This window comes from Nakamurella sp. A5-74, assembly GCF_040438885.1.
Lineage (GTDB): Bacteria > Actinomycetota > Actinomycetes > Mycobacteriales > Nakamurellaceae > Nakamurella.
The window spans coordinates 2486318-2509472 of record NZ_CP159218.1 but is presented as its reverse complement, the minus strand read 5'-3'; the positions used below and the strand labels follow the sequence as shown (position 1 = coordinate 2509472).

At 69.6% G+C, this 23155-nt stretch carries 19 protein-coding genes; 8 read left to right on the top strand and 11 right to left on the bottom strand.

Annotation, left to right across the window (positions count from 1 at the left end):
• Positions 1-133 precede the first annotated feature (133 nt).
• Positions 134-1039 (bottom strand): hypothetical protein, encoded by a 906-nt coding sequence (locus tag ABLG96_RS11475; protein ID WP_353647523.1) that lies wholly within the window; start codon positions 1037-1039, stop codon positions 134-136.
• A gap of 79 nt (positions 1040-1118) precedes the next feature.
• Entirely contained in the window at positions 1119-2516 is a 1398-nt protein-coding gene (locus ABLG96_RS11470; protein ID WP_353647522.1) for an ATP-binding protein, read from the bottom strand.
• A 143-nt stretch (positions 2517-2659) separates the two neighbouring features.
• Here ABLG96_RS11470 and lysX point away from each other — a divergent pair, with 143 nt between their 5' ends.
• The 5 genes from lysX to ABLG96_RS11445 are packed head-to-tail and all read left to right on the top strand — an operon-like array spanning position 2660 to position 8786.
• A complete protein-coding gene (gene lysX, locus ABLG96_RS11465) occupies positions 2660-6043 on the top strand; it encodes a bifunctional lysylphosphatidylglycerol synthetase/lysine--tRNA ligase LysX (protein ID WP_353647521.1) in 3384 nt (1127 codons plus the stop codon).
• Positions 6043-6720 carry a response regulator transcription factor gene (locus ABLG96_RS11460; protein WP_353647520.1) on the top strand — a complete coding sequence of 226 codons (678 nt, stop codon included), beginning with the start codon at positions 6043-6045 and terminating at the stop codon, positions 6718-6720. The genes lysX and ABLG96_RS11460 overlap by 1 nt, the downstream gene beginning before the upstream one ends.
• A gap of 16 nt (positions 6721-6736) precedes the next feature.
• Positions 6737-7852, top strand: a complete 1116-nt coding sequence (locus tag ABLG96_RS11455) for an alpha/beta hydrolase-fold protein (protein WP_353647519.1) — start codon at positions 6737-6739, stop codon at positions 7850-7852.
• The gene (locus tag ABLG96_RS11450; protein WP_353647518.1) at positions 7779-8411 is read left to right on the top strand and encodes an SGNH/GDSL hydrolase family protein; all 633 of its coding nucleotides are present in this window, start codon (positions 7779-7781) and stop codon (positions 8409-8411) included. Before ABLG96_RS11455 ends, ABLG96_RS11450 begins: the two co-directional genes overlap by 74 nt.
• A gap of 33 nt (positions 8412-8444) precedes the next feature.
• Positions 8445-8786, top strand: coding sequence for an SGNH/GDSL hydrolase family protein (locus tag ABLG96_RS11445; protein WP_353647517.1), 342 nt, complete (start codon positions 8445-8447; stop codon positions 8784-8786).
• 27 nt (positions 8787-8813) lie between these two features.
• Here ABLG96_RS11445 and pgl read toward each other — a convergent pair whose 3' ends face one another.
• The 6 genes from pgl to tkt are packed head-to-tail and all read right to left on the bottom strand — an operon-like array spanning position 8814 to position 17229.
• The gene (gene pgl, locus ABLG96_RS11440) at positions 8814-9539 is read right to left on the bottom strand and encodes a 6-phosphogluconolactonase (RefSeq protein ID WP_353647516.1); all 726 of its coding nucleotides are present in this window, start codon (positions 9537-9539) and stop codon (positions 8814-8816) included.
• Positions 9536-10669, bottom strand: a complete 1134-nt coding sequence (locus ABLG96_RS11435) for a glucose-6-phosphate dehydrogenase assembly protein OpcA (protein WP_353647515.1) — start codon at positions 10667-10669, stop codon at positions 9536-9538. Before ABLG96_RS11435 ends, pgl begins: the two co-directional genes overlap by 4 nt.
• Positions 10666-12204, bottom strand: coding sequence for a glucose-6-phosphate dehydrogenase (gene zwf, locus ABLG96_RS11430; protein ID WP_353647514.1), 1539 nt, complete (start codon positions 12202-12204; stop codon positions 10666-10668). Before zwf ends, ABLG96_RS11435 begins: the two co-directional genes overlap by 4 nt.
• Positions 12201-13850, bottom strand: a complete 1650-nt coding sequence (locus ABLG96_RS11425; RefSeq protein WP_353651474.1) for a glucose-6-phosphate isomerase — start codon at positions 13848-13850, stop codon at positions 12201-12203. The genes zwf and ABLG96_RS11425 overlap by 4 nt, the downstream gene beginning before the upstream one ends.
• A 32-nt stretch (positions 13851-13882) precedes the next feature.
• Entirely contained in the window at positions 13883-15058 is a 1176-nt protein-coding gene (gene tal / locus ABLG96_RS11420; protein ID WP_353647513.1) for a transaldolase, read from the bottom strand.
• Between the two features lie 5 nt (positions 15059-15063).
• On the bottom strand, positions 15064-17229 hold the full coding sequence (tkt, locus tag ABLG96_RS11415) for a transketolase (RefSeq protein ID WP_353651473.1): 2166 nt from the start codon (positions 17227-17229) through the stop codon (positions 15064-15066).
• 747 nt (positions 17230-17976) lie between these two features.
• On the opposite strand from tkt, the gene ABLG96_RS11410 reads away from it, so the two are divergent.
• Genes ABLG96_RS11410 through ABLG96_RS11400 form a run of 3 tightly spaced genes read left to right on the top strand, consistent with a single transcriptional unit; the run spans position 17977 to position 20012 of the window.
• The gene (locus ABLG96_RS11410; RefSeq protein WP_353651472.1) at positions 17977-18903 is read left to right on the top strand and encodes a heme o synthase; all 927 of its coding nucleotides are present in this window, start codon (positions 17977-17979) and stop codon (positions 18901-18903) included.
• Positions 18900-19241, top strand: coding sequence for a hypothetical protein (locus ABLG96_RS11405; protein ID WP_353647512.1), 342 nt, complete (start codon positions 18900-18902; stop codon positions 19239-19241). Before ABLG96_RS11410 ends, ABLG96_RS11405 begins: the two co-directional genes overlap by 4 nt.
• 3 nt (positions 19242-19244) lie before the next feature.
• Positions 19245-20012, top strand: coding sequence for an ABC transporter permease (locus ABLG96_RS11400; protein WP_353647511.1), 768 nt, complete (start codon positions 19245-19247; stop codon positions 20010-20012).
• Between the two features lie 363 nt (positions 20013-20375).
• On the opposite strand, the gene ABLG96_RS11395 is transcribed toward ABLG96_RS11400, so the two are convergent.
• From ABLG96_RS11395 to ABLG96_RS11385, 3 genes are read right to left on the bottom strand one after another with little or no spacing between them, the layout of a single operon-like run.
• Complete coding sequence (locus tag ABLG96_RS11395; protein ID WP_353647510.1) at positions 20376-21362, bottom strand: COX15/CtaA family protein; 987 nt, start codon at positions 21360-21362, stop codon at positions 20376-20378.
• Positions 21363-21369: 7 nt separating this feature from the next.
• Complete coding sequence (locus ABLG96_RS11390) at positions 21370-22179, bottom strand: ABC transporter permease (RefSeq protein WP_353647509.1); 810 nt, start codon at positions 22177-22179, stop codon at positions 21370-21372.
• Positions 22176-23141: an ABC transporter ATP-binding protein gene (locus ABLG96_RS11385; RefSeq protein ID WP_353647508.1), complete on the bottom strand. Its 966-nt coding sequence runs from the start codon at positions 23139-23141 to the stop codon at positions 22176-22178. Before ABLG96_RS11385 ends, ABLG96_RS11390 begins: the two co-directional genes overlap by 4 nt.
• Positions 23142-23155: the final 14 nt, after the last annotated feature.

The following is a 23155-nucleotide window of genomic DNA, read 5'->3' as shown; positions in this document are numbered from 1 at the left end:
TCCTCCTCGATGAACGCAGGTCCTGGGGGTCTCCCGGCGGCCTGGCGACAACTCACCGGACTTCGGTGTGGGGCGCTGCATCCACCTAATCAGGTGGCCACGCAGTGCACGAATCCGGGCGGTGGTGTCCCGGTCACCGTGACGGTGTGGAGTGGCCGGAGCGCACCGCACGCTCGAGGTCCACCAACTCCTTGTTCCGGCACAGCGCGAGACACCCTCCCGTCGTGACGACGAACCCGATCGCAGCGCAGATGCCGAATCCCCGGCGGACCGCATCCCCGAGCCAGAGCAGGCCGACCATCGTCGGCACGACCGTCTCGATGACCACGCTCACCGAAGCAACCACCGTCACCCGTCCGCGTGCCAGGGCGAGCGCGTAGCAGATCGTCCCGAGGGTGGCGTAGCCGGCCAGCACCCACGCCACCGGATCGCCGAGCAGGTGCCACCACGGGTGTGGTGTCACCAGGACACGGGCCGCGATGCCCACTGCGCCGTAGGCGAGACCTGCGACCACGGCCAGCAGCAACCAGCCGCGTCGCGGTCCGCCGCCGGCAGCGCTGCCTGTCGACGGGGCGACGGGAGTCCGGTGGCCGGCGACCACGGCAAGCCCGGCGAGGGGCACGACGAACAGCACCAGGACAAGCGACCCGACCGCTGGGATGGGGTGTGCGGGGCTGCTCACGCCGGACACGGCCAGGCAGCCGAGGCCGACCACCACCAGGAGCAGGGCGAGCACCTCCGACCTCCGCAGAACAGTGCCGAAGATCTTGCGCGCCAGTACGGCGGTCACCGCGACGCTGGTGGCGATCACCGATTGCACGAGGAACAGCGGCAGGGTCCGTAGCGCCACCAAGGAGGCCAAGAACCCGCAGAGATCCAACACCGTCCCCAGCAGGTACGGCCCGGCCCGGCGCAGCCTCGCCGTCAGCGGGAGATCAGCCGACGCTTCGGCGAAGCGGTGGACACCCAGCGCCTGGCTCACGGAGGCGGCGCCGTAGCAGAGTGCCGCGAGCACCGCGCCGACCAGTCCGGGAAGCATCCCGCGATCCTGCCAGCCTCCGCCGCGGGCCGGGGACCAGAGCGACGGTACCCACTCCGGGGCCAGGCCCGGAGGGCAGTCAGTCCGACCCCGGGCCCTGCGCCGGCGAGTCGTCCGGGGGTGCGAGGGCGAGGGACATGACGAAACGCGCACCGCCACGGGGACTCTCGCCGACAATCACCGTCCCCCCGTGCTTGCCCACGAGGGTCCGGGCGATGGCAAGACCGAGACCGCTCCCGCCGGCGTCCCGGTCCCGCGAGGGTTGCAGCCTGCTGAATCGCTCGAAGACCGCTTCGCGATCCTGGACGGGGATGCCCGGTCCGTCGTCGTCGACCGTGATCACCGCCCGCCCGTCTTCGCTGCGCAGGTCGATGGACACCTGGGAGGCTGCGTAGCGGGCGGCGTTGTCCGTGAGGTTCCGCAGCACCTGACCCAGGCGCGCAGGGTCACCGCGAACGCGCGCCGCCCGGACCGATCCGCTCACCACCAACGGGGTCGACTGACGCAGCCGACGCAGCTCCAGATCGACCAGGTCGTCCAGATCGACGTCCTCTGCGACGAGTTGCAGACCCGGGTCGGCAGCCTTGGCGAGGGTCAGCATGTTCTCCACCAGGTGCTGCATGCGCAACACCTCCTGGTACAGGACCCGCGAGCTCGGTGTTGCCTGTTCCGCAGCCGGAGCCGTTTCCAGCGTCGCCCGGATCGTGGCCAGTGGGCTTCTGAGCTCGTGGGAGGCATCCGAGATCAGCTGTCGGCCGGCGGTGTCGGCACGGGTCAACCGGTCGAGCATGTCATTCATCGTCTGCGCCAGGGCGGCGATCTCGTCACCCGACGGGGGCACGGTGACCCGCTCCGTGCTGCCCGCCGAGCTGATCCGGGACACGTCCTGATGAATCTGCATCACCGGCCGCAGGGTGCGGCGCACGATCCGGTCGACCATCACCAGCACCAGGAGTACCCAGATCGCGGCGCCGATCACCAGCAGCACCGTGGCCGAGGTGAAGGTGCGTGCTTCGACGGCGTGCGGTCGGGAGACCACCACGACGTACAGCCGGCCGTCGGGGGTGCGGGCGCTGCGGGTGACCAGCGTCGAAGAGTCGTCGCCGAGCAGCACTCCACCTCGGGCGACGACCACCTCGTGGCCCGGAGGGGGGCGGCTGTTCGACAGGACCTGATGGCGTGCAATGACGTCGGAGCCGGCAAGGACCGCCCCGGTGGCAGCGTCGATCACCTGCAGCCGAGCTCCGTCCGCAGGTACCGACTCGAGCGCAGCGGGTGGGCTCAGGCCCCCGGTGGCGACGATCGAGGCCAACTGCTCCGCCTGTGCGCGCGCCGAGGTACGAGCGCCGCCGGAGAGCAGCGAGCTGAGGGCCACCATGAACACGGCCACTCCGATCAACAACACCGTCACCAAGGCGGCTGCGAACGAGGTCGACAGCCTCCGTCGCAGGGACCAGCGCGCCCACCTTCCCGTCATGGGCACCAGTGTGCCCGGCCGCTTCCGCCCTGCGGGATGCCGAACCACCGGTCAGCTCGCTGCACTCAGGGCCGTTCAGGATTCGTTCAGGTTCTCGGATGCACGATGGTCCAGAACCCCTCCACTCCGGGAAGAAGCGCCCCATGACAACTCCGAGATCGACAGCGACAGCGTCGCCGTCGAGTTCGGTCCCGGCCCGACCTGCCTCGCCACCGGACGACGGGCGTCGGGCCGACCGGCGGTCCGACGCTGACGTGGACCGGCGTCACCAGCGGGTTGCCCGCATCGTGACCGCCTGCTACGCCCTCGCTGTCGTGGTCGCAGCCTGCCTGTGGATCCGCGGTCTGTTGCACGGCCGCCGCGAAGCCTGGTTGGAAGACGGGTTCGGACTGTTCAACGTCCCCCTGACGCCCTCGCTCATCTCGGTGGTGGTGCTCGCCCTCTGCACGTGGACCCTGTCGGGACGCAAGCGGGTCGGTCTGGTCGCGGTGATGGTGTTCCAGGTGCTGGGGTCCTACCTCGGCGCGGTGGGCTGTCTGCGGCTGATCAACGCACCGACCCTCGACACCCTGTACGCCCGATCCGACTTCGGCAGCATCGTCGATGGTCTGTCCGTCGTGGTCGGGGTCGTGGTGCTTGCAGTCCTGTGGTCCGTCCGGAGCGCCTTTCCGGGGAAGCTGCGCAGGGGGAGTTGGCGCGGCAGCCTGCTCGTTCTGCTGATCGGGTCCATCGCCACCGTCGCGACGGCGAGCATCGTCGTGTTCGCGCACCTCCCCACGGCGGGCCCACGCTGGGCGAACCTCCGTGCGACGTTGTGGGGAGCGCTGGGATTCCACGGGCCGTCCCTTCGCCTGGAGCAGGCGGGCATGCCGGGATGGATCCAGCAGGCCACCTCGCTGCTCCTCAGCCTGGTCACGGTCGTCGCAGTCGTCGTGTTCCTGCGGTCGGCCCAGCACGACCAGCAATGGACCGCCGACCGGGAGGTGCAGATCCGTCGTCTGCTGTCGACCTGGGGCGACCGTGACTCGCTCGGTTACTTCGCCACCCGACGGGACAAGGCGTCGATCTGCTCGCCGAACGCGCGCGCGGCGGTCACCTACCGGGTGATCGCGGGGGTGTCGTTGGCTTCCGGCGATCCGATCGGCGACCCGGAATCGTGGGACGCGGCCGTCGCCGCCTGGCGCGCGGAGGCGATCACCTACGGATGGATCCCGGCGGTGTTGGGTGCCGGTGCTGAGGGTGCCAGGGCCTACGCCCGACTGGGTCTGCACGTGATCGCCCTCGGCGACGAGGCGTTGCTGGATCCCGAGCAGTTCGACCTCGACAGCACCGACAGCGCCCCCGTGCGTCAGGCCGTCAATCGGGTACGGAAGGCCGGGCTCACCATCCGGGCGATCCGACAGGGCCAGTTGGCGGCAGTGGAACTGGCCGAACTGGCTGCGCGGGCTGCCGAATGGCGTGGCGACGAGCCCGAGCGGGGATTCTCCATGTCCCTGGGGCGGGAGGGTGACCCGGCAGATGCCGACGTGCTGTTCGTGACAGCCCGCGACGCCGGCGGCCGGCTCAGAGGTCTGCTGTCGTTCGTCCCCTGGGGGAAGGCGCGGATCTCGTTGGACCTGATGCGGCGACATCCGCATGCCCCCAACGGGATCAACGAGGCCATGGTCGCGCACGTCCTGACCCACGCGGACCGGATCGGTGTCCGCCAGGTCTCGCTCAACTTCTGCATGTTCCGTGGGGTGTACGAACGCAACGCCCAGCTCGGCAGCCGGCCGCTCACCCGACTGAACCATTCCGTCCTCGGTTTCCTGGACAAGTTCTGGCAGTTGGAGCGTCTGTACCGGTCGAATGAGAAGTACCACCCGCAGTGGTTGCCGAGGTTCGTCTGCTTCCCCGACTGGGTGTCGCTGTCCCAGGTCGCGCTTGCCGCGGGCATGGCGGAAGGTTTCGTCCCGGCCATCGGCGCTGCGCGCCGCGCTGCTGCCGGTGGACATCTGGACGCCCAGCACCTCCGCGAGATCGAACAGCTGCAGTCCTCGGCACCGCTCACGTCGGAACGTGGGCGTGGCGAGCGGTTCCGCCAGCGACTGCTGCATCTGTCCCAGCTGGAAGCCCTTGGTGTGCAAGGGTATCCGGCCGGTCCGGTGAGGCAGACGTGCACCATGGCGCAGTTGGCGGCGACGCTGCGGCCGGGTGTGGAGGAGCAGGACGAAAGCTACGCCGAGACCGTCATCGGACGGGTACGCGCGATCCGCGCGCACGGCGATGTCGGCTTCCTCGACCTGGGCGACGGGACCAGCACCGTCCAGGTCGTCGTCGACGCTGCTGTGGTCGGATCGGAGTCGGTGCGGCAGATCGCCCGGCTGCTGGACGTCGGTGATCTCCTGCGGGTGAGCGGGGTGCGGGGGCGTTCCCGTTCGGGCCAACCGTCCCTGATCCTGCAGGACTGGTCGGTCCAGGCCAAGGCCCTGTCTCCGGTGGCCTTCCGTGGTCTCGTCGATCCCGGCCTGCGATCCCGCCGCCGAGCGCTGGACCTGCTGGTGCACCCGGAGTCGCTCGAACTGCTGCGCCGCCGCAGCGCCGTGGTCGCGTCGCTGCGCAGCACCCTGATCGCGGCCGGGTACTGGGAGGTCGAGACACCCATCCTGCAGACCGTCCACGGGGGTGCTGCGGCGCGGCCGTTCCGGACCCACATCAACGCCTACTCCGCCGACCTGTCGCTCCGTATCGCGCCCGAGCTCTACCTCAAGAGATTGCTGGTCGCCGGCGCCGGTCCGATCTTCGAGATCGGCAGGAACTTCCGCAACGAGGGCGCCGACTTCACCCACAACCCAGAGTTCACCTCTCTCGAGGCGTACCTGCCGTACTCCGACTATCGCGGGATGCAGGTCCTTGCGGAGGAACTGATCCGCCGGGCAGGTGCGGCCATCGGTGTCTCGCTGCCGGACCATTGGCCCGTCGTCCGGGTGCTCGACGCCGTGAGCGTGGCCGTGGGGGAACCGGTCGACATCGACACCGACATCGACCTGCTGCTGGCGATCGCGGTCCGGCATGCTGTGCCGGTGGGCACGGGCAGCGGGCCGGGTGCCGTCATCGAAGCCCTCTACGCCAAGCTCGTCGAACCGACGACAATCGCGCCGACCTTCTACGTCGACTTCCCCGCGGAGACGTCCCCGTTGACACGACCACATCGTTCCGAGCCGGGACTGGTCGAACGGTGGGATCTGGTCATGAACGGGATGGAGCTCGGAACGGCGTACACGGAGTTGACCGACCCGCTGGAGCAACGGCGGCGGCTCGTCGCACAGTCGGCGAAGGCGACCGCCGGAGATCTGGAGGCGATGCAGGTGGACGAGGACTTCCTCGCAGACCTCGAGCTCGGGATGCCGCCGTCCGGAGGCCTCGGGATCGGGGTGGACAGACTCGTGATGGCGTTGACCGGAACGACGATCCGCTCGGTGCTGAGCTTCCCGTTCGTCAGAGCGACACCGACTCACGCCGGGTCGGCGCAGAGGAGGGGGAACTGATGCGCGCGCTGGTAGTCGAGGACGAGAAGATGCTGGCCGAGTCCATCCGGAGGGGGCTGATCAACGCCGGCTTCGTCGTCGACCTCGCCCACGACGGGATGTTCGGTCAGCGGCTCGCCATCGAGAACCCCTACGACGTCATCGTGCTCGACATCATGCTGCCCGGCCGCAACGGGTACGAAGTGCTGCGGACCCTGCGCGGGCTCGCCGTCTGGACGCCCACTCTGATGCTCACGGCGAAAGACGGCGAGTACGACCAGACGGATGCGTTCGAGCTCGGAGCCGACGACTACCTGACGAAACCGTTCAGCTTCCCGGTGCTCGTCGCGCGGCTGCGCGCACTGGTCCGGCGGGCGGCGCCCGAACGCCCGGTCACCCTGGTGCTCGGAGATCTGCGGCTGGACCCCAATCGCCATACGGTGACGGCGGGGGACGTGCCGTTGTCGTTGACCTCCAGGGAGTTCGCCGTCCTGCAGTATCTCTTGCGGCACAGTGAGAACGTCGTCTCCAAGACCGAGATCCTGGACAACGTCTGGGATCCGGCGTTCGACGGCAGCGACAACATCGTCGAGGTCTACATCGCCCACCTGCGGCACAAGCTCGGCGTCGTTGCTGGGCGGCCGACGATCCAGACAGTTCGCGGGATGGGCTACCGCCTGTCCGTGACACCCGCGTGACAACGGAGGCTGGGCCATGTCCTTGACCGGTTCGACATTCCCGATCCTGTTGGGAGGGCTCGGGGCACTGCTGCTGGTGACGCTCGTCCTCGGATTCCCCCGGGTGGGCAAACCGTGGCTCGCGATGCTGCTCCGCGGCATCAACGCGATCCTGCTCAACGCCGTCGTGCTGTTGCTGGCCTTCGCCCTGCTCAACGACGAATACGCGTTCTACGCCAGCTGGGACGACCTGTTCGGCACGCCGACCGTTGCCGAATCCGCGCACGGTGGTGCCGATGCCCAGGCCGCGGCCGAGGTGGCGACCACCGGAGGAGCACTGACCGGTGTGAAGGCAGCCATCTCGTTGCCGCCGCTGCAGGCCAGCCGTGTCCAGTCGTTCATCATCACCGGAGCGACCAGCGGATTCACCGGCCAGATCCTAGTGTACGTCCCGCCCCACTACGACCCTGCTGCAGCCACCCGGTATCCGGTCATCGAGGTGCTGCACGGCTTTCCGGCCAGTCCGGCCACTGCCCTCGTCAACCTGCGGGTGGGCGACTACGTCGACACGGCGGTGAGCAAACACAAACTCGCCCAGCCCATCCTGGTGATCCCACAGATCGACAACCCGAACTCCGTCGACGACGAGTGCATCAACATTCCCGGCGGACCGCAGGTGGAGACCTGGCTCGGCGTCGACGTGCCCAGGTGGACTGCCCAACACTTCCGCACCCGCACGGATCGCGGTTCCTGGGCCACCCTCGGATACTCCTACGGAGGCTGGTGCTCCGCCGTGCTCGGGATGCGTCATTCGTCCACCTTCGTGGCATCCATCATCCTGCTGGGCTACTTCCGGCCGGACTTCTCCAAGGACTACGACCCGATTCCTGCGCGCAGCCCGTACCTGCGTCAGTACGACCTGGTGCAGGTGGCCGCGCACCGGCCACCACCGGTGGCGCTGTGGATCCTCACCAGCAAGCAGGATGCCCTCTCCTATCCCTCCACCTCGGCGTTGCTCAGCAGCGCCCGACCTCCGCTCTCGGTCACCGCCGACGTCCTGCAGGTGGGCGGGCACCGACGTGAGGTCATCACGCCGGCCATCCCTCGATCACTGGCATGGCTGGGCCGCGACCTGCCGGGCTTCCGTGCCTAGGGGCCGGGGCGTGCTGGCGGCCGTCCTAGTAGGGGCGCTCCTGACAGTCGGCTGCTCCGCTGTGCGGTCCGCTGCCGATCCGTCGTCCGCCCCCGCCGTCGCACCGGGTCCGGTGTCGGCAACGGTGACGAAGCCGTCACCGCCCTCCACGGAACGTGCGACCCCGGCCCGACCCAGCCCTTCCCCGTCCCGCTCCCCGTCGGCCGCTCCCGTGTCCCCGTCGCCCTCCGACCGGTCGACGACGTCCCCCTCCTCAGCAGCACCGGCGCGGGGGTTCCATGAGCTGGTCGGACTGGGGGACTCCGTGCCCGCGGCATCCGCATGTGACTGCCCGGGGTTCGTGAGTGGGTCAGCGAAGCTGCTGTCCCAGACCGGTCGTCGCGTGACTGCAGTCAACCTGGCGGTCCCGGGCGCCACCTCGTCGGACCTGCTGCACGATCTGAGCAGTCCGCACGAGCGCTCGGTCATCGCCACCAGCGACGTTGTCGTGCTCGAGATCGGGGCGAACGACATGAACGTGCGGCAGCTGGGCGACACCGCGTGCACCGACCTCAGCTAGTGGCGTACCGAGCTGACGACTCTCGCCGGCAACATGCACGGCATCCTGTCGACGCTGCACGACCTGAGGCCGGTCCAGGGGACGGTGACCGCTGTCATCGGCTACTGGAACGTGGGCTGGTCCGGTGCGGTCGGACGTGCCCAGGGTGTTGTCTACGTGCGCAACGCGCGGTTGCTCACCGACGCGGTCAACCAGGTGCTGGAGAGAGCGAGCGCCGCAGGGGGTGCGGTGTACGTGGATGCCTACGCCGCCTTCGGCTCGGACGACAGCACCACCACCGACCTGTTGACCGACGACGGCGACCACCCGAACGACCGCGGACATGACGCCCTGGCCCGAGCGGTGGTCAGTGCCGTCCGCGCTGCCGGACGCTGATCCGCAGGCTGTCGCCGCTTCCCGGGCTCAGAGCTGCGATGCCGCAGCCGTGTCCAGCAGCCAGACGGTTCGCTCGCGGCCGACCGCGCCGGCCACCGGAACGGCGGACGCCGGTTCCCCGCCGGCGGCGCGGGCCAGGGCCTCGGCCTTGGCATCTCCCGAGACCAACGCCCAGACCTGGGTGGCGCGCTGGATGTACGGCAGCGTCAACGAGATGCGGGTGGGCGGCGGTTTGGGGCAGTCCCGCACCGCGACCACCCGCGGGCCGTCCTCGGTCACTGCGACCGCGGGGGAGTCGGGGAACACCGACAGCACGTGGCCCTCTCCGCCGACGCCGATCAGCACCAGGTCGAGATGGTCCGGCGGCTCCACCGCATAGGCATGGGTCGCTGCATCGACGTCGTCACCGAACTCGCCGTCCGACGCCGGCATCTCGTGCACCCGGGCCGGATCGACGCCGACCTTCGACAGCAGCGCCTCCCAGGCCTGCTTGGCGTTCCGCTCCGGGTCATCGGCGGGGACGAAACGTTCGTCGCCCCAGAAGATCTCGACCCGCGACCAGTCGACCAGGTCGCGCAGCGGGGACGCGGCGACCTGCTCGAGCACTGCGATTCCGGAACCGCCACCGGTCAGCGCGACAGTGGCCACGTTCACCGAGGCCTGGACGTCCTGCAGCAGCGCGATCATCCGAGCAGCAGCGGACGCGGCCAAGGTCGCGGCATCCGGGTGGACGACCACAAGTCGGTCGGTCACGAGGACTCCGCTTTCTGGGGTGCAGTCTTCTTGGCTGCAGCCTTGCGGGGGGTCCTGGCCGTAGTTGCCTTGGAGGCCGCGGTCTTGGCAGAAGCGGCCTTGACAGCAGCGGTTTTCGGAGCAGCCGCCTTCGCAGTAGCAGGCTCGGCGGTAGCAGGCTTGGCGGCATCAGGCTTCGACGCCGCCGCCCGGGTGGCCGACTTCTTCGGCGCAGCGTCCTTCAACGGCAGGCCCTTGGTCAGCACCTCGGCGTAGACGTCGTCGGCGTCGAGCCGGCGCAGTTCCTCCGACAGGCAGTCCCGGAGCGTCCGCCGAGGCAGGGAGAGCTCGCGGACCGGCTGGTCCTTCATCGTCAGGGTGGCGGTGGACCCCTCGGTGCGGGCCAGGGTGATCTCGCCCGAACGGCGCTGCAGAGTGACGGACTTGAGGCCGCTGCCGGCCCGGCCGGTCACCTCGCGGGCCACCGGGCTCTTGAGCCGCTGCCCGAGCCAGGCGGCCAGCAGGTCGGTGGACGCCGAATCGGAGGCGCCGGCCACCGTGATCGAGACGATGCGGTCGTGCGGCGGTTGGTCGAGCGCCGCGGCCAGCAACCCGCGCCAGACGGTCAGCCGGGTCCAGGCCAGATCGGTGTCGCCGGGCGCGTACACACCGCGGCGGGCCAGGATCGCGGTTCGCGGCTTCCGGTCGGAGGCGGCATCGGTGATGCGCCGCTGCGCGAGCACCCCGATCGGGTCGACCGACGGCTTCTCGGGAGATTCCCCCGGCCACCAGGCCACCACCGGGGCGTCCGCCAGCAGCAGCGGGATCACCACCGAGGCACCGTGTTCGGCCATCGGTCCGAACAGCCGCAGCACGATCACCTCGCTCGCGCCGGCATCACCGCCGACCCGGATCTGGGCATCCATCCGAGCGGTCCCGCGCTTGCTGCCCTGGGCGATCACGATCACCCGGCAGGGGTGTTCGAAGGAGGCGGCGTTGGCCGCGGCGATCGGCGCCTCCGAGTCGGACTCGTCGGTGACGATCACCAGGGTCAGCACCCGGGACAGCGAGACGGTGCCGCCCTTCTCCCGGATGTCGACCATGCTCTTGTTGATCGCTGCCGACGTGGTGGACGGAAGGTCGATGATCACGGGCGTCTCCAGGTACGGCCGTCGCGGGCCATCATCGCGTCGGCGGATGCGGGACCCCAGGTCCCGGACAGGTAGGCCTCGGGCTGGGCCTTGGTCTTCGCCCAGACCTTCTCGATCGGGTCGAGGATCTTCCAGGAGAGCTCGACCTCCTCGTCCTGCGGGAACAACGACGGCTCGCCGAGCAGGACGTCCAGGATCAGCCGCTCGTACGCCTCGGGGGAGGCTTCGGTGAACGACTGGCCGTAGGAGAAGTCCATGTTGACGTCGCGGACCTCCATCGACGGTCCCGGCACCTTCGAGCCGAACCGGATGGTGATGCCCTCGTCCGGTTGAACGCGGATCACCAGTGCGTTGGAGCCGAGCTCTTCGGTGTCGGTGTGCGAGAACGGCAGATGCGGCGCACGTTTGAACACCACCGCGATCTCGGTGACCCGCTTGCCGAGCCGCTTGCCGGTGCGCAGGTAGAACGGCACCCCTGCCCAACGACGGGTGTCGATCAGCAACTTGACCGCCGCGTAGGTCTCGGTGGTGGACGACGGCGGGATGCCGTCCTCCTCGAGGTAGCCCTGGACCTTGACGCCGCCCTGCCAGCCGGTGGAGTACTGGCCGCGTGCGGTGCCGGACAGGATGTCGTCGGGCACCTGGACCGCGGAGAGCACCTTGGCCTTCTCCCGCCGCAGCTCGCGGGGTTCGAAGGAGACCGGCTCCTCCATCGCAGTGAGCGCCATCAGCTGCAGCAGGTGGTTCTGGATGACGTCGCGTGCAGCACCGATGCCGTCGTAGTAACCGGCGCGGCCACCGACGCCGATGTCCTCCGCCTGGGTGATCTGTACGTGGTCGACGTAGTGGGAGTTCCAGATCGGCTCGAACAGCTGGTTCGCGAACCGCAGCGCGAGCAGGTTCTGGACCGTCTCCTTGCCGAGGTAGTGGTCGATCCGGAAGACGCTCGAGGACGGGAAGACGTCACCGACGAGCGCGTTCAGTGCCTGCGCGGATTCCAGGTCGTGCCCGAACGGCTTCTCGATGACGACCCGCCGCCACTCGCCGGCCTGCTGCTCGCAGAGTCCGGAGCGCTTCAGCTGCTGCAGCACTGTCGGGAAGGCGCCCGGCGGGATCGACAGGTAGAAGGCGTGGTTGCCGCCCGTCCCGCGGACATGGTCCAGGTCGCGCAGCGTCTGGGCCAGGGTGTCGAAGGCGACGTCGTCGTCGAAGGTGCCCTGGACGAACCGGATGCCTTCGGCGAGATGCCGCCACACCTCCTCGGAGAACGGCGTGCGGGCGTACTGCTTCACGGCGTCGTGGACGACGGCCATGAAGTCTTCGTCGTCCCAGTCGCGCCGGGCGAAACCGATGAGCGAGAAGCCCGCCGGCAACAGGCCACGGTTCGCCAGGTCGTAGATGGCTGGCATCAGCTTCTTGCGGGAGAGGTCTCCCGTGACGCCGAAGATCACCACCGATGACGGGCCGGCGATCCGCGGGAGACGCTTGTCCCGCGGATCGCGCAGCGGATTCACCACAGGCTGCGGACTGGTCATGACACCGATTCGGTCGTGTCGGCAGCGCCTTCGTCGGCGCTGCCCCCTTCAGCGGGCTCCAGCAGTGCCGCCAGGGTGTCGAGCCCCTTGGCGCGGTCGGACAGGTACAGGCTCAGCACCGGGCGGTCGTGCTCGCCGAGCACGGATCCGTCGCCACGGGCCTGCGCGAGCTGCAGCTCGCCGAAGCTGAACGGCTGCTCCGGGATGTCGAGATCGTCGCCGGTGGGCGCGCCCAGGATCTGCAGGAACGCCCCGTTGGGGTGACCGCCCTTGTGGTACTGACCGGTCGAGTGCAGGAATCGCGGTCCCCAACCGAAGGTGGTCTGCAGTCCGGTTCGTCTCGCCACCAGCGGACGCAGCCGGGCTGCGTCATCGGTGAGTCGGTCCAGGTAGGCCTGGACGGAGACGTACCCCAGTTCAGCGGCAGCTGCGAAGAAGTGCGACAGCACGTCGTCCACGGATGTGGCGCCCTCGGCGAACTCGGCGCCGGCGAGCACCGTGATGCCGTCGAACTCCGGACCCGAGATCTCCGTCGGCGAGTCGCCGGATCCGCTGTCCGCCAACAACTTCCGGGTGGCGTTCTTTGCCGATTCGACATCCGGCTGGTCGAACGGGTCGATCCCCAACTGTCGACCGGTGATCGCGACCGCGTACTCCCACAGCAACAGCTGGGCGCCCAACGGGCCCGCGACGGCGAAGGCGAATCCGGAAGCCGCAGTGGTGCCGGCGGAGGATCCGAGGGACGCCAGCACGGCGTCCGGTCCGGCGTCGGCGAAGCCGGGAGCATCCGGCGACTCGACGACCACCGGCAGGATCCCGGTGCCCTGCTTGCCGGTCGACTCGGCGATCAGCTGCTCGGCCCAGTCCCCGAAACCGACGATGCCGCTGCCGGTGTCGGCCAACACCAACTTCTCGGAGCCGGCGGTCTGGGCAAGGCCCAGCAATCCGGCGATCACCAACGCGGGGTTGTCGGCGTCATCCGCGGCGAGTGCGGGCGAGGCTGCGGCCGCCTCGTCCAGCAGCGCATCGAGATCGACACCGGCGAGCCCCGACGGGACCAGTCCGAAGGCGGTGAGCGCCGAGTAGCGCCCGCCGACGTCGGGGTCGGCCAGGAACACCGCCCGGTAGCCCTCCTTCTCGGCGAGCCCGGTGAAGGGCGAGCCGGGATCTGTGACGACCACGATGTGCTTCCGCGGGTCGAGCCCCGCGTCACGGAACGCCTGCGCAAAGACCCTGCGGTGCGAGTCGGTCTCGACGGTTCCGCCGGACTTGCTGGAGACGACGAGCACGGTCTCGGCCAGCCGATCCGCCAACGCTGAGCGCACCTGGCCGGGGTCGGTGGTGTCGAGCGTGACCAGCTCGACGCCGCGGGTCGCGCAGATGACCTCGGGAGCGAGCGAGGAGCCGCCCATGCCGGCCAGCACGACCTTGGTCAGGCCCTCCGCCTGCAGCTCCGCGCGCAGCGCGGTGATCCGGGGAACCAACGGCCGGGACGACTCGGCGAGGGACACCCAGGAGAGCCGGACAGCGGCTTCCTTCTCGGCGTCCGGGCCCCACAGCGTCGGGTCCTGGGCCGTGAGCTTCGAGGCGACGTGCGTCTCGACGAGCTCACCGACCGCTGCCGTCAGTGCCGCGCCGTCCGGCACGGTGACATCGACGGTCAACTGAGTCGGCGCGGTCACTGCTGTGCCGCCGGGGTCTTCTCCAGCTCACCGCGGACGGTGTCCAGCAGTTCGGTCCACGAGGCGGCGAACTTCTCGACGCCCTCGGTCTCCAGCACCTCGAACACGTCGGCCAGATCGATGCCGACCGCTTCGAGCGACGAGAACGTCGACGACGCCTGCGAGTAGGCATGGCGCACCGCATCGCCGCTGATCTCGCCGTGGTCGGCAACCGCGTCGATCGTCTTCTCCGGCGCGGTGTTGACGGTGTTGGCCGTCACCAGGTCCACCACATAGCGGGTGTCGTCGTACGCCGGGTCCTTGACGCCCGTGGAAGCCCACAGCGGTCGCTGTACCTTCGCGCCGGCGGCGGCGAGATCTGCCCACTCCTGGCTCGGCTCGTCGGTGGTGCCGAAGCGCTGCTCGAACAGCTGGAAAGCGAGGCGTGCGTTGGCGATCGCGGCCTGCCCCAGCAGGCTCTGCGCTTCCGGGGTACCGAGCGCCTTGAGGCGCTTGTCGATCTCGGCATCGACACGGGAGACGAAGAACGACGCCACCGAGACGAGCTCGGAGATGACGTTCCCGTTCTCCTTCGCCTTGCGGACCCCGGCGATGTAGGCGTCGATGACCTCGCCGTAGCGCTCCAGCGAGAAGATCAGCGTCACGTTGACACTGATGCCCTCGCCCAGCACCTCGGTGATGGCCGGCAGACCTTCCTTGGTGGCGGGAATCTTCACCAGCAGGTTCGGCCGGTCGACGATCTTCGACAGTTCCTTCGCCTGCGCGATGGTGCCATCGGTGTCCTTCGCCAGACCGGGTTCGACCTCGATGGACACCCGACCGTCGACGCCGCCGGTGGCGTCGAAGACCGGCTTGAGGATGTCGCACGCGTCGCGGACGTCATCGGTGGTCAGCGCGGTGACGACGTCGTCGAGCTTCGTGCCCTGCGCGGCCAGTTCGGCGACCTGCGCGTTGTAGGCATCCCCCTTCGCCAGAGCGCCGGCGAAGATCGTGGGGTTCGTGGTGACGCCCGAGATGTGTTTGCTGGTCAGCAGTTCGGCGAGGTTGCCGGAGCGGATCCGCTCGCGGGACAGGTCGTCGAGCCAGAGCGAGACGCCCTGTGCTGTCAGCTCGGCCAGCCGGTCGCGGCCCGAATCGGTTGCGGCGGTGGAATTCTCAGTGGAATCGGTCATGCCGGTCACTTCCCTTCGTCCTGGGTCTCAGGACGATCAGCGGTCGACGGGTTCTCGAGGGTGGTCTCGTCGGCGCGGTTCTTGAGGGCCGGAGCGGTCGCTCCGGCAGCAGCCAGGGAATCCTGGGCTGCGGCGACCACGGTCTCGGTGGTGATCCCGAACTCGCGGTACAGGGTCTGGAAATCGGCGGAGGCGCCGAAGTGCTCGAGCGACACCGGGCGACCGGCCGATCCGAGCCAGCGGTACCACGGCATCGCGATGCCGGCCTCGACCGAGACGCGGGCCGGGACGGAGCTGGGCAGCACGCTCTCGATGTACTCGGCGTCCTGGTGCTCGAACCAGTCGAGACACGGGACGGAGACGACGCGCGCACCGATTCCCTGCTCCTGCAGCACCTTGCGGGCGGCGACGGCGAGCTGGACCTCGGAGCCGGAGGCCATCAGGATCACCTGCAGCTCGCCGTCCGCCTCCTCCAGCACGTAGCCACCGCGGGCGACGCCCTCGGCCGAGGTGCCTTCCAGCGTCGGCACGTTCTGCCGGGTGAGCGCCATCCCGACGGGACCGGAGAACCAGTCGTTCTGCTTCTCCAGCGTCGCCTGCCAGCTGTAGACGGTCTCGTTGGCATCGGCCGGTCGTACGATCGACAGGCCCGGGATGGCGCGCAGCGCGGCCAGGTGTTCCACGGGCTGGTGGGTCGGGCCGTCCTCGCCCAGGCCGATCGAGTCGTGCGTCCACACGTAGATCACCGGGGCCTGCATGACGGCGGCCAGCCGGACGGCCCCGCGCATGTAGTCGGAGAACACCAGGAAGGTGCCGCCGTACGGCCGGGTCGGTCCGTGCAGGGCGATACCGGTGAGGATCGATCCCATGGCGTGTTCGCGGATGCCGAAGTGCAGGGTGCGGCCGTACGGCTCCGCCTGCCACTCCTTGGTCGCCGCGGCGATCGGACCGAAGGAGTTCGCCCCGGTCATCGTGGTGTTGTTGGACTCGGCGAGGTCGGCGGAGCCGCCCCACAACTCGGGCAGCACGTCGGCGATCGCGGTGAGCACCTCACCGGAGGCCTTGCGGGTGGCGACACCCTTGGCGTCCACCGGGTAGCTGGGCAGCTTGTCGGCCCAGCCCTCGGGCAGGGTGCGGGTCTTGAGTCGGTCGTAGAGCGTCTTGCGCTCGGCGTTGTTCCCGGCCCAGGCGTCGAAGGAGGGCTGCCACTCCTCGTGCGCGGCCGTGCCGCGCTGCAGCAGCTCCCTGGTGTGCGCCAGCACTTCCGGCGCCACCGCGAACTTCTGCTCCGGGTCGAAGCCGAGGATGCGCTTGATCTCGGCGATCTCCTCGTCACCGAGGGCGGCGCCGTGCGCCTTGCCGGTGTTCATCTTCGTCGGGGCCGGATAGCCGATGATCGTCCGGACCGCGATGAACGACGGCCGGTCGGTGACGGCTTTCGCGGCCTCGACGGCCTCGAGCAGGCCGGTGACGTTCTCCCCGCCCTCGACCCGCTGGGTGTGCCAGCCGTAGGCGTCGTAGCGCTGCACGACGTCCTCGGACAGCGCGATGTTGGTGTCGTCCTCGATGGAGATCTGGTTGTCGTCGTAGAACACGATCAGGTTGCCGAGCTGCTGCCGGCCGGCGATCGAGCTGGCCTCGCTGGTCACGCCCTCCTCCATGTCGCCGTCGGAGGCGATGACGTAGACGAAGTGGTCGAACGGGCTGGCGCCGGCCGCGGCATCGGGATCGAACAACCCGCGCTCGCGACGGGAGGCCATTGCCATGCCGACGGCGGAGGCCAGTCCCTGACCCAGCGGGCCGGTGGTGATCTCGACGCCGCGGGTGTGATGGTGCTCCGGGTGGCCGGGGGTCTGCGAGCCCCAGGTGCGCAGGGATTCCAAATCCTTCAGCTCGAGGCCGAAACCACCGAGGAACAGCTGGACGTACAGGGTCAGGCTCGAGTGCCCGCAGGACAGCACGAACCGGTCGCGGCCGACCCACTCGGTGTCGTTCGGGTCGTGCTTCATGACCTTCTGGAAGAGCGTGTAGGCCAGCGGTGCCAACGACATCGCAGTGCCGGGATGGCCGTTGCCGACCTTCTGCACGGCCTCGGCGGCCAGCAGCCGGGCGGTGTCGACGGCCCGGGTGTCCAGGTCGGTCCAGCCCTCGGGGTGGTGCGGGGTGGTCAGCTCGGTGATCCCGGGCCCGTCCTGCTGGTCCTTCAGATCCGTGCCGGCACTGTCGTGGCTCACTGTGAAGACGACCTTCCTGTTGTTTCGGGCTGCGGCTGACCGGTCAGGTGGCCGGTCGGGGCGGAGCTCCACCGCGCTGGGCGGCGTGAGGTTCGATGAGGTGGTACCCGCACAGGGCACCGATCAGCAGGGGCGTCGCCCTGGGTGCGGCGGTGAGCGGGGTTCCGGACTTCACTGTCCCTGGGGACTTCACTGTCCCTGATGTCACGATCGGGGTACCGAGGCGGCGCCGGACTCCTCCGGGCGATACGTCGGATCGGCGGGCGGTCGAGCGCAGCGGTGGCGTTCCAGATCCGGCCTGCGTCATCCTGCTTCCTCACTGCGATCCGTCTTGCTGGAGCGTCCAACGTCCGTCGTCACCGAGCATGTCGAGCGTAGTCCGTGACGGCTGGGACCCGGCTTGCGGGGCAGCCGTCGGCGGCCGATCACGACCCGGCAGCGGGCCCGTCGGCGCGGTGTGACGCGGCCGGGCGGATGAGGACGAGAGGTGCCGGGCACCTAGTATCGGACGTGGACGCGCGCGGGCGCGCTGAGATCCAGTGCCCGTGAGCGATCCGCAGCTGGACCACCACCCAGAGAGGGGAACGGCGCACCGTGACCAGGCCCGACCGGCAGCACTCCGCCACCGAGCACCCAACGGTGCTGGTGGACCCGGCGGACCTGCGGCCCGAACCCGTCGGTGCCATCGACCGGATCGCGGGAGACGGCGCCGCCACCACCCTGCGAGGCAAGCTCGGTGCCTACGTCGCGCTGACGAAGCCGCGCATCATCGAGCTGCTGCTGATCACCACCGTTCCTGCGCTGTTCGCCGCCCAGCGTCAGGTGCCCGGCCTGTGGACCGTGCTGGCCACCCTGGTCGGTGGTACCTTCGCCGCCGGCAGCGCCAATGCGCTGAACATGGTCGTCGACGCCGACATCGACGCGAAGATGCGCCGTACCCGCGTCCGACCGCTGGCCCGGCAGCTGGTGCCGACCCGTAACGCCCTGGTCTTCGGCATCGTGCTCGGCATCCTGTCGTGCACTTTCCTGTCGCTGACCACCACCTGGCAGGCGGGCGTGCTGGCCGCGGTCGCCATCCTGTTCTACGTCTTCGTCTACTCGATCTGGCTCAAGCGCCGCACCAGCCAGAACATCGTCTGGGGCGGTCTGGCCGGCTGCATGCCGGTGATCATCGGCTGGTCCGCGGTGACCGGCGACATCGGTTGGCCCGCGTGGGTGTTCTTCGGGGTCATCTTCTTCTGGACGCCGCCGCACACCTGGGCGCTGGCGATGCGCTACAAGGACGACTACGCGGCCGCCGGCGTACCGATGCTGCCCGTCGTGGCGCCGGAGCGGGTCGTCGTCCGCCAGATCGTGCTCTACAGCTGGGCGATGGTGGTCTGTTCGCTGCTTCTGGTGCCGGCCTCGTCGTTCATCTACGCGGCGGTGGCGGTGCCGGTCGGACTGGTGTTCCTGGCCTGTGCGCACCTGCTGCACGTCAAAGTGCTGCGCGGGGAACCGGCCAAGCCGATGACGCTGTTCCACCTGTCGAACCTCTACCTGACGTTCATCTCGGTGGCCTGGGCGGTCGACGCCGCTGTGGGCCTGCGCATTGTCGGCTGGCCCTGGTGACCGAGCCGAGCTCCGGGGAGCCCGCCGTCGAGGGCGTCGACAAGGCCCCCCGCACCGCGGAGAAGACCATCGACCGGGCCGCCGATCGGGTCCGCGGGTTCCTGACCGCCCACACCGACGCGCGCGCGACGATCGATCACCTGGGCCGCGGCCTGGCCAGGATCGTGCTGGTCTCCGGCTCCGGCGACTGGGGAGATGTCGTCGTCCGCAGCATGGAGCAGGCCCGGCTGGCCTGTGAGCGCGCCGGCATCGCCGTGACCGAGTGGGACCGCGAGACCGCCGCGCAGGTCGATCTGAGCCCTGCCTACCGGATCCGGATGGCCGGCACCGGCCGCTGATCCGTGGACACCACCGGCACCAGCAGCGTCCGGATCGGAATCCCGTTCGTAGCGCTGGCCGTTGCGCTGGTGCTGCTCGCGGTGGTGATCGGGCTGTGGTCCCGCATCGGGCACCGCTCCGATGTGGTCACGGCTGCTGTGCGCGCGGTCGTCCAGTTGGCCGGGGTGAGCGCCGTGATCGGCGTGGTGCTCCGTTCCTGGTGGTCGACGATCGCGTTCCTGGTGCTGATGTCGTTGGTTGCGGCCGGTACCAGTGCGCGCCGCATCACCGGGACGCTCCGGCTGCGCTCCTGGTGGACGTGGGCCAGCATCCTCGCCGGCGTGGTCCCGGTGCTCGGCCTGATCCTCGCTTCGACGGTCCTGCCGTTGCACCCGGTGGCGCTGCTGCCCAGCGCCGGGATCCTGATCGGTGGCGCGATGACAGCCACCTCGATCGCCGGTCGCCGGCTGCACGAGGAGTTGCGCGACCGGCGCGGTGAGTACGAGGCGCTGCTGTCGTTGGGCTTCCTGCCGGCCGATGCGGTGCGCTTCCTCGGTCGGCCGGTCGCGGAGTTAGCACTGGTGCCGGGACTCGACCAGACCCGCACCGTCGGTCTGGTCACGCTGCCCGGCGCATTCGTCGGCGTGCTGCTGGCCGGCGCGTCACCCTGGCAGGCCGGCGCCACCCAGTTGCTGATCCTGCTCGGCCTGCTGGTGGTGCAGGGGGCCGCGGTGGCCGTCACCGTCGAACTGATCGCCCGCGGGCACCTCACAGCCCCTTCGCGGTCGTGACGGTCGTTTCCGGTGCACGTTCGCGGTCGTGACGGTCGCGCGTGGCCCCCATCGTCCTGGCGCATTCCAACCGGTCGCTTCGTGTCCGGTTCGGGCGTTTCGGTAACCATCGAGAATGCGGCTGATGGCTGAGCCGGCAGTCATCGTCCTGGCGCATTCCAACCGGTCGCTTCGTGTCCGGTTCGGGCGTTTCGGTAACCATCGAGAATGCGGCTGATGGCTGAGCCGGCAGTCACCGGACGTGGCGCATTCCAACCGGTCGCTTCGTGTCCGGTTCGGGCGTTTCGGTAACCATCGAGAATGCGGCTGACCGAGCGGTAGAGCGGAACCCCAGCGCCCGCGGTCAGCAGCGGGTCGCCACGATCACCGCTCGGTGACAGCCACGACAGGTGTCCTGGTACGGGTACCCAGCACCATCCACACCCCGGTCACGACGACCAGCACGGCGCCCAGGACGTGCGAGACGACGAGCACCTCCGGTACCCCGGTGGCGTACTGGACCAGCCCGAGCAGGCCCTGGCTCGCGGTGATGCCGATCAACCACCAGGCGCGGGTCATCAGTGACCGCGGCGCCTTGACGGCCAGGAAGCCGATCGTCATCGCGACCAGCAGGCCCAGGTACAGGAACAGCAGGTCGGCGTGGACCTGGGCAAGGGTCCGGACCGACAGCTCCAGCCGGGGAGTGTCGACGTCGCCGGCGTGCGGGCCGGCGCCGGTCACCAGGGTGCCGGCGATGCACAGCGCCGACAGCACGACGAGCGTGACCTGGGCAAGCCGTCGCAGCGGGGTCGGCACCACCGGTGCCGAGGGCACATCCGGTTCCCTGATCCGCAGCGCTGTCGCGAGGGCGAACGACACCAACACCAGGGACACCAGCATGTGCGGCGCGACGGTCCACCACACCAGGTCCAGGCGGACGACGATGCCGCCCCAGACGGCCTGGAAGAGCACCCCGATGGGCCCGACCATCGCCAACCGGAGCACGGCCCAGCGGCGCGGCTGCCGGACGACGAGCAGCACGAACGTGCCCAGCGAGGCGATCAGCACCAGAGAAGTGAACGTGCGGTTGGTGAACTCGATGGCCTGGTGGACGGCGGCCAGACCGGTGCGGTACTCCGGAACGAGGGTCCCCGGCTGGCACTCGGGCCAGGTCTGACAACCCAACCCGGAACCGGTGACCCGCACCGTGGCTCCGGTCACCGCGATGATCCCGTTGGTGACGACGGCCGCCCAGGCGAACCAACGCAGCAACCGGTCCGACCGCAGCAGCCGGCCGAGCGCACCCCTGGAACGCGGGGGCGGGTCCGATCCCAGCGCATCGGCCGTTGTCGAGCTCTGGGTCACTGCCATGGATGAGTCACTGCCACTTGAACCACCTCTCGGCCGCCAGCTGCGCGACGACCCACCAGACCAACAGGACGAGCCACACCCGCAGGGTCGGGACCTCGCCGGCGCCGAGCACCGCATGCAGACCGTCGGACAGCGCACCGACCGGGGTCAGCCCGCCGATCACGGCGAGCGCATGCGGAGCCGAGGCCAACGGGGCAACGACGCCGCCGATCCCCACCATCACCAACCAGAGGATGTTCGCCACCGCCAGCACGGCCTCGGCGCGGAGCGTGCCGCCCAACAGCAACGCCAGATGCGTCATCGCCAGCACGGCGAGCAGGATCAACGGGACCGCGAGCAGCCAGGTGCCGGCGGGACGCCACCCCAGCAGTGCAGCGACGACAGACACCACGATCACCTGCCCAGTGGCGACCGTGAGCACCGAACCGAGCTTCCCGGCGAACACCGAGCGACGCGTCAGACCGGCCGCGGCCAACCGCAGCAGCACCCCGTAGCGACGGTCGAACGCAGTGCCGATGGCCTGTCCGGTGAAGGCGCTGGAGAGCACCGCGAGCGTCAGCACCCCGGGCGTCACCGTCTGGATCCGCGGTTCGGTCAGGCTGATGACGTGCGTCAGGGTGAGCGCGAGCAGCACGGCGATGGGGATGACCAGCGCGAGCAGCAGTTGCTCGCCGTTGCGCAGCTGGACGCCCAGCTCGGCGCGGCTGGCGGCGACGATCCGGCGCAGCCCGGGAGCCGGTCCGGCGTCCGGAGTGAACGTCCCCGGTGCGAACGGACCCGACCGGGTGGACGGCGGCGTGGTCGGCGGCGTGCTCACGGCCGCACCTGGGAGCCCGTGACCTCGAGGTAGACCTCGTCGAGCGATCGGGCGCCGGTGCGCAGGTCCGAGAGCAGGGCGCCGTGCCGCGCGCAGATCGCCGTCACGGTGGCGACCACGTCGCCGGTGATGACGCCGCTGACCGTGTACCGACCGAGCTCGATCGCGTCCGCGACGAGTTCGAGCGGGTGCACCGAGCGGGACAGTTCGTCCAGGGCTGCCAGCGGCAGCTCGGGGGAGACGGAGAAGCTCAGCCGCGGCACCCGGCCGGCCACCAGTGCGGCCGGCGTGCCCTGGGCCACGATCCGGCCGTGGTCGATGATGATGACGTCATCGCCCAGCAGTTCCGCCTCGTCGAGCAGGTGGGTGGTGAGCAGCACGCCCACCCCGTCCGCTCTGACGGCTCGTACCAGGTCCCACACCAGGTGCCGGGCCTGCGGGTCCATGCCGGCAGTCGGCTCGTCCAGGACGAGCAACTCGGGGCGCCCGACGAGAGCCATCGCAAGGTTGAGGCGCTGGATCTGACCGCCCGAGAGCCGCCGGACGGGCGTGCGGGCGATCCCGTCCAACCCGAGCACGTCCAGCAGCCAGGCCGGATCGTGCGGATGACGGGCGCAGCGCGCGATCAGGGTCAGCATGTCGCCGGCGCGCGCCGACAGGTGCGCCCCGCCGGCCTGCAGCATCACGCCGATCCGTGGACGGACCTGGGCCGCGTCGCGCTCCGGGTCGAGGCCGAAGACTCGCACCCGACCGTCGTCCGGCCGGGCGAACCCTTCGATGGCGGTGAGGGTCGTGCTCTTGCCTGCGCCGTTGGGACCCAACAGGCAGACCACCTGTCCGCGGTCGACGGTCAGGTCGATGCCGGCGACGGCGGTCGTCCCACCGAATCGTCGGACCAGGCCCTGGACGGCGACCAGCGGTTCGTGCGCTGTCGGCGTCGACCCCGGATGCGTGCCACTCACACTTCCCGAGAGTA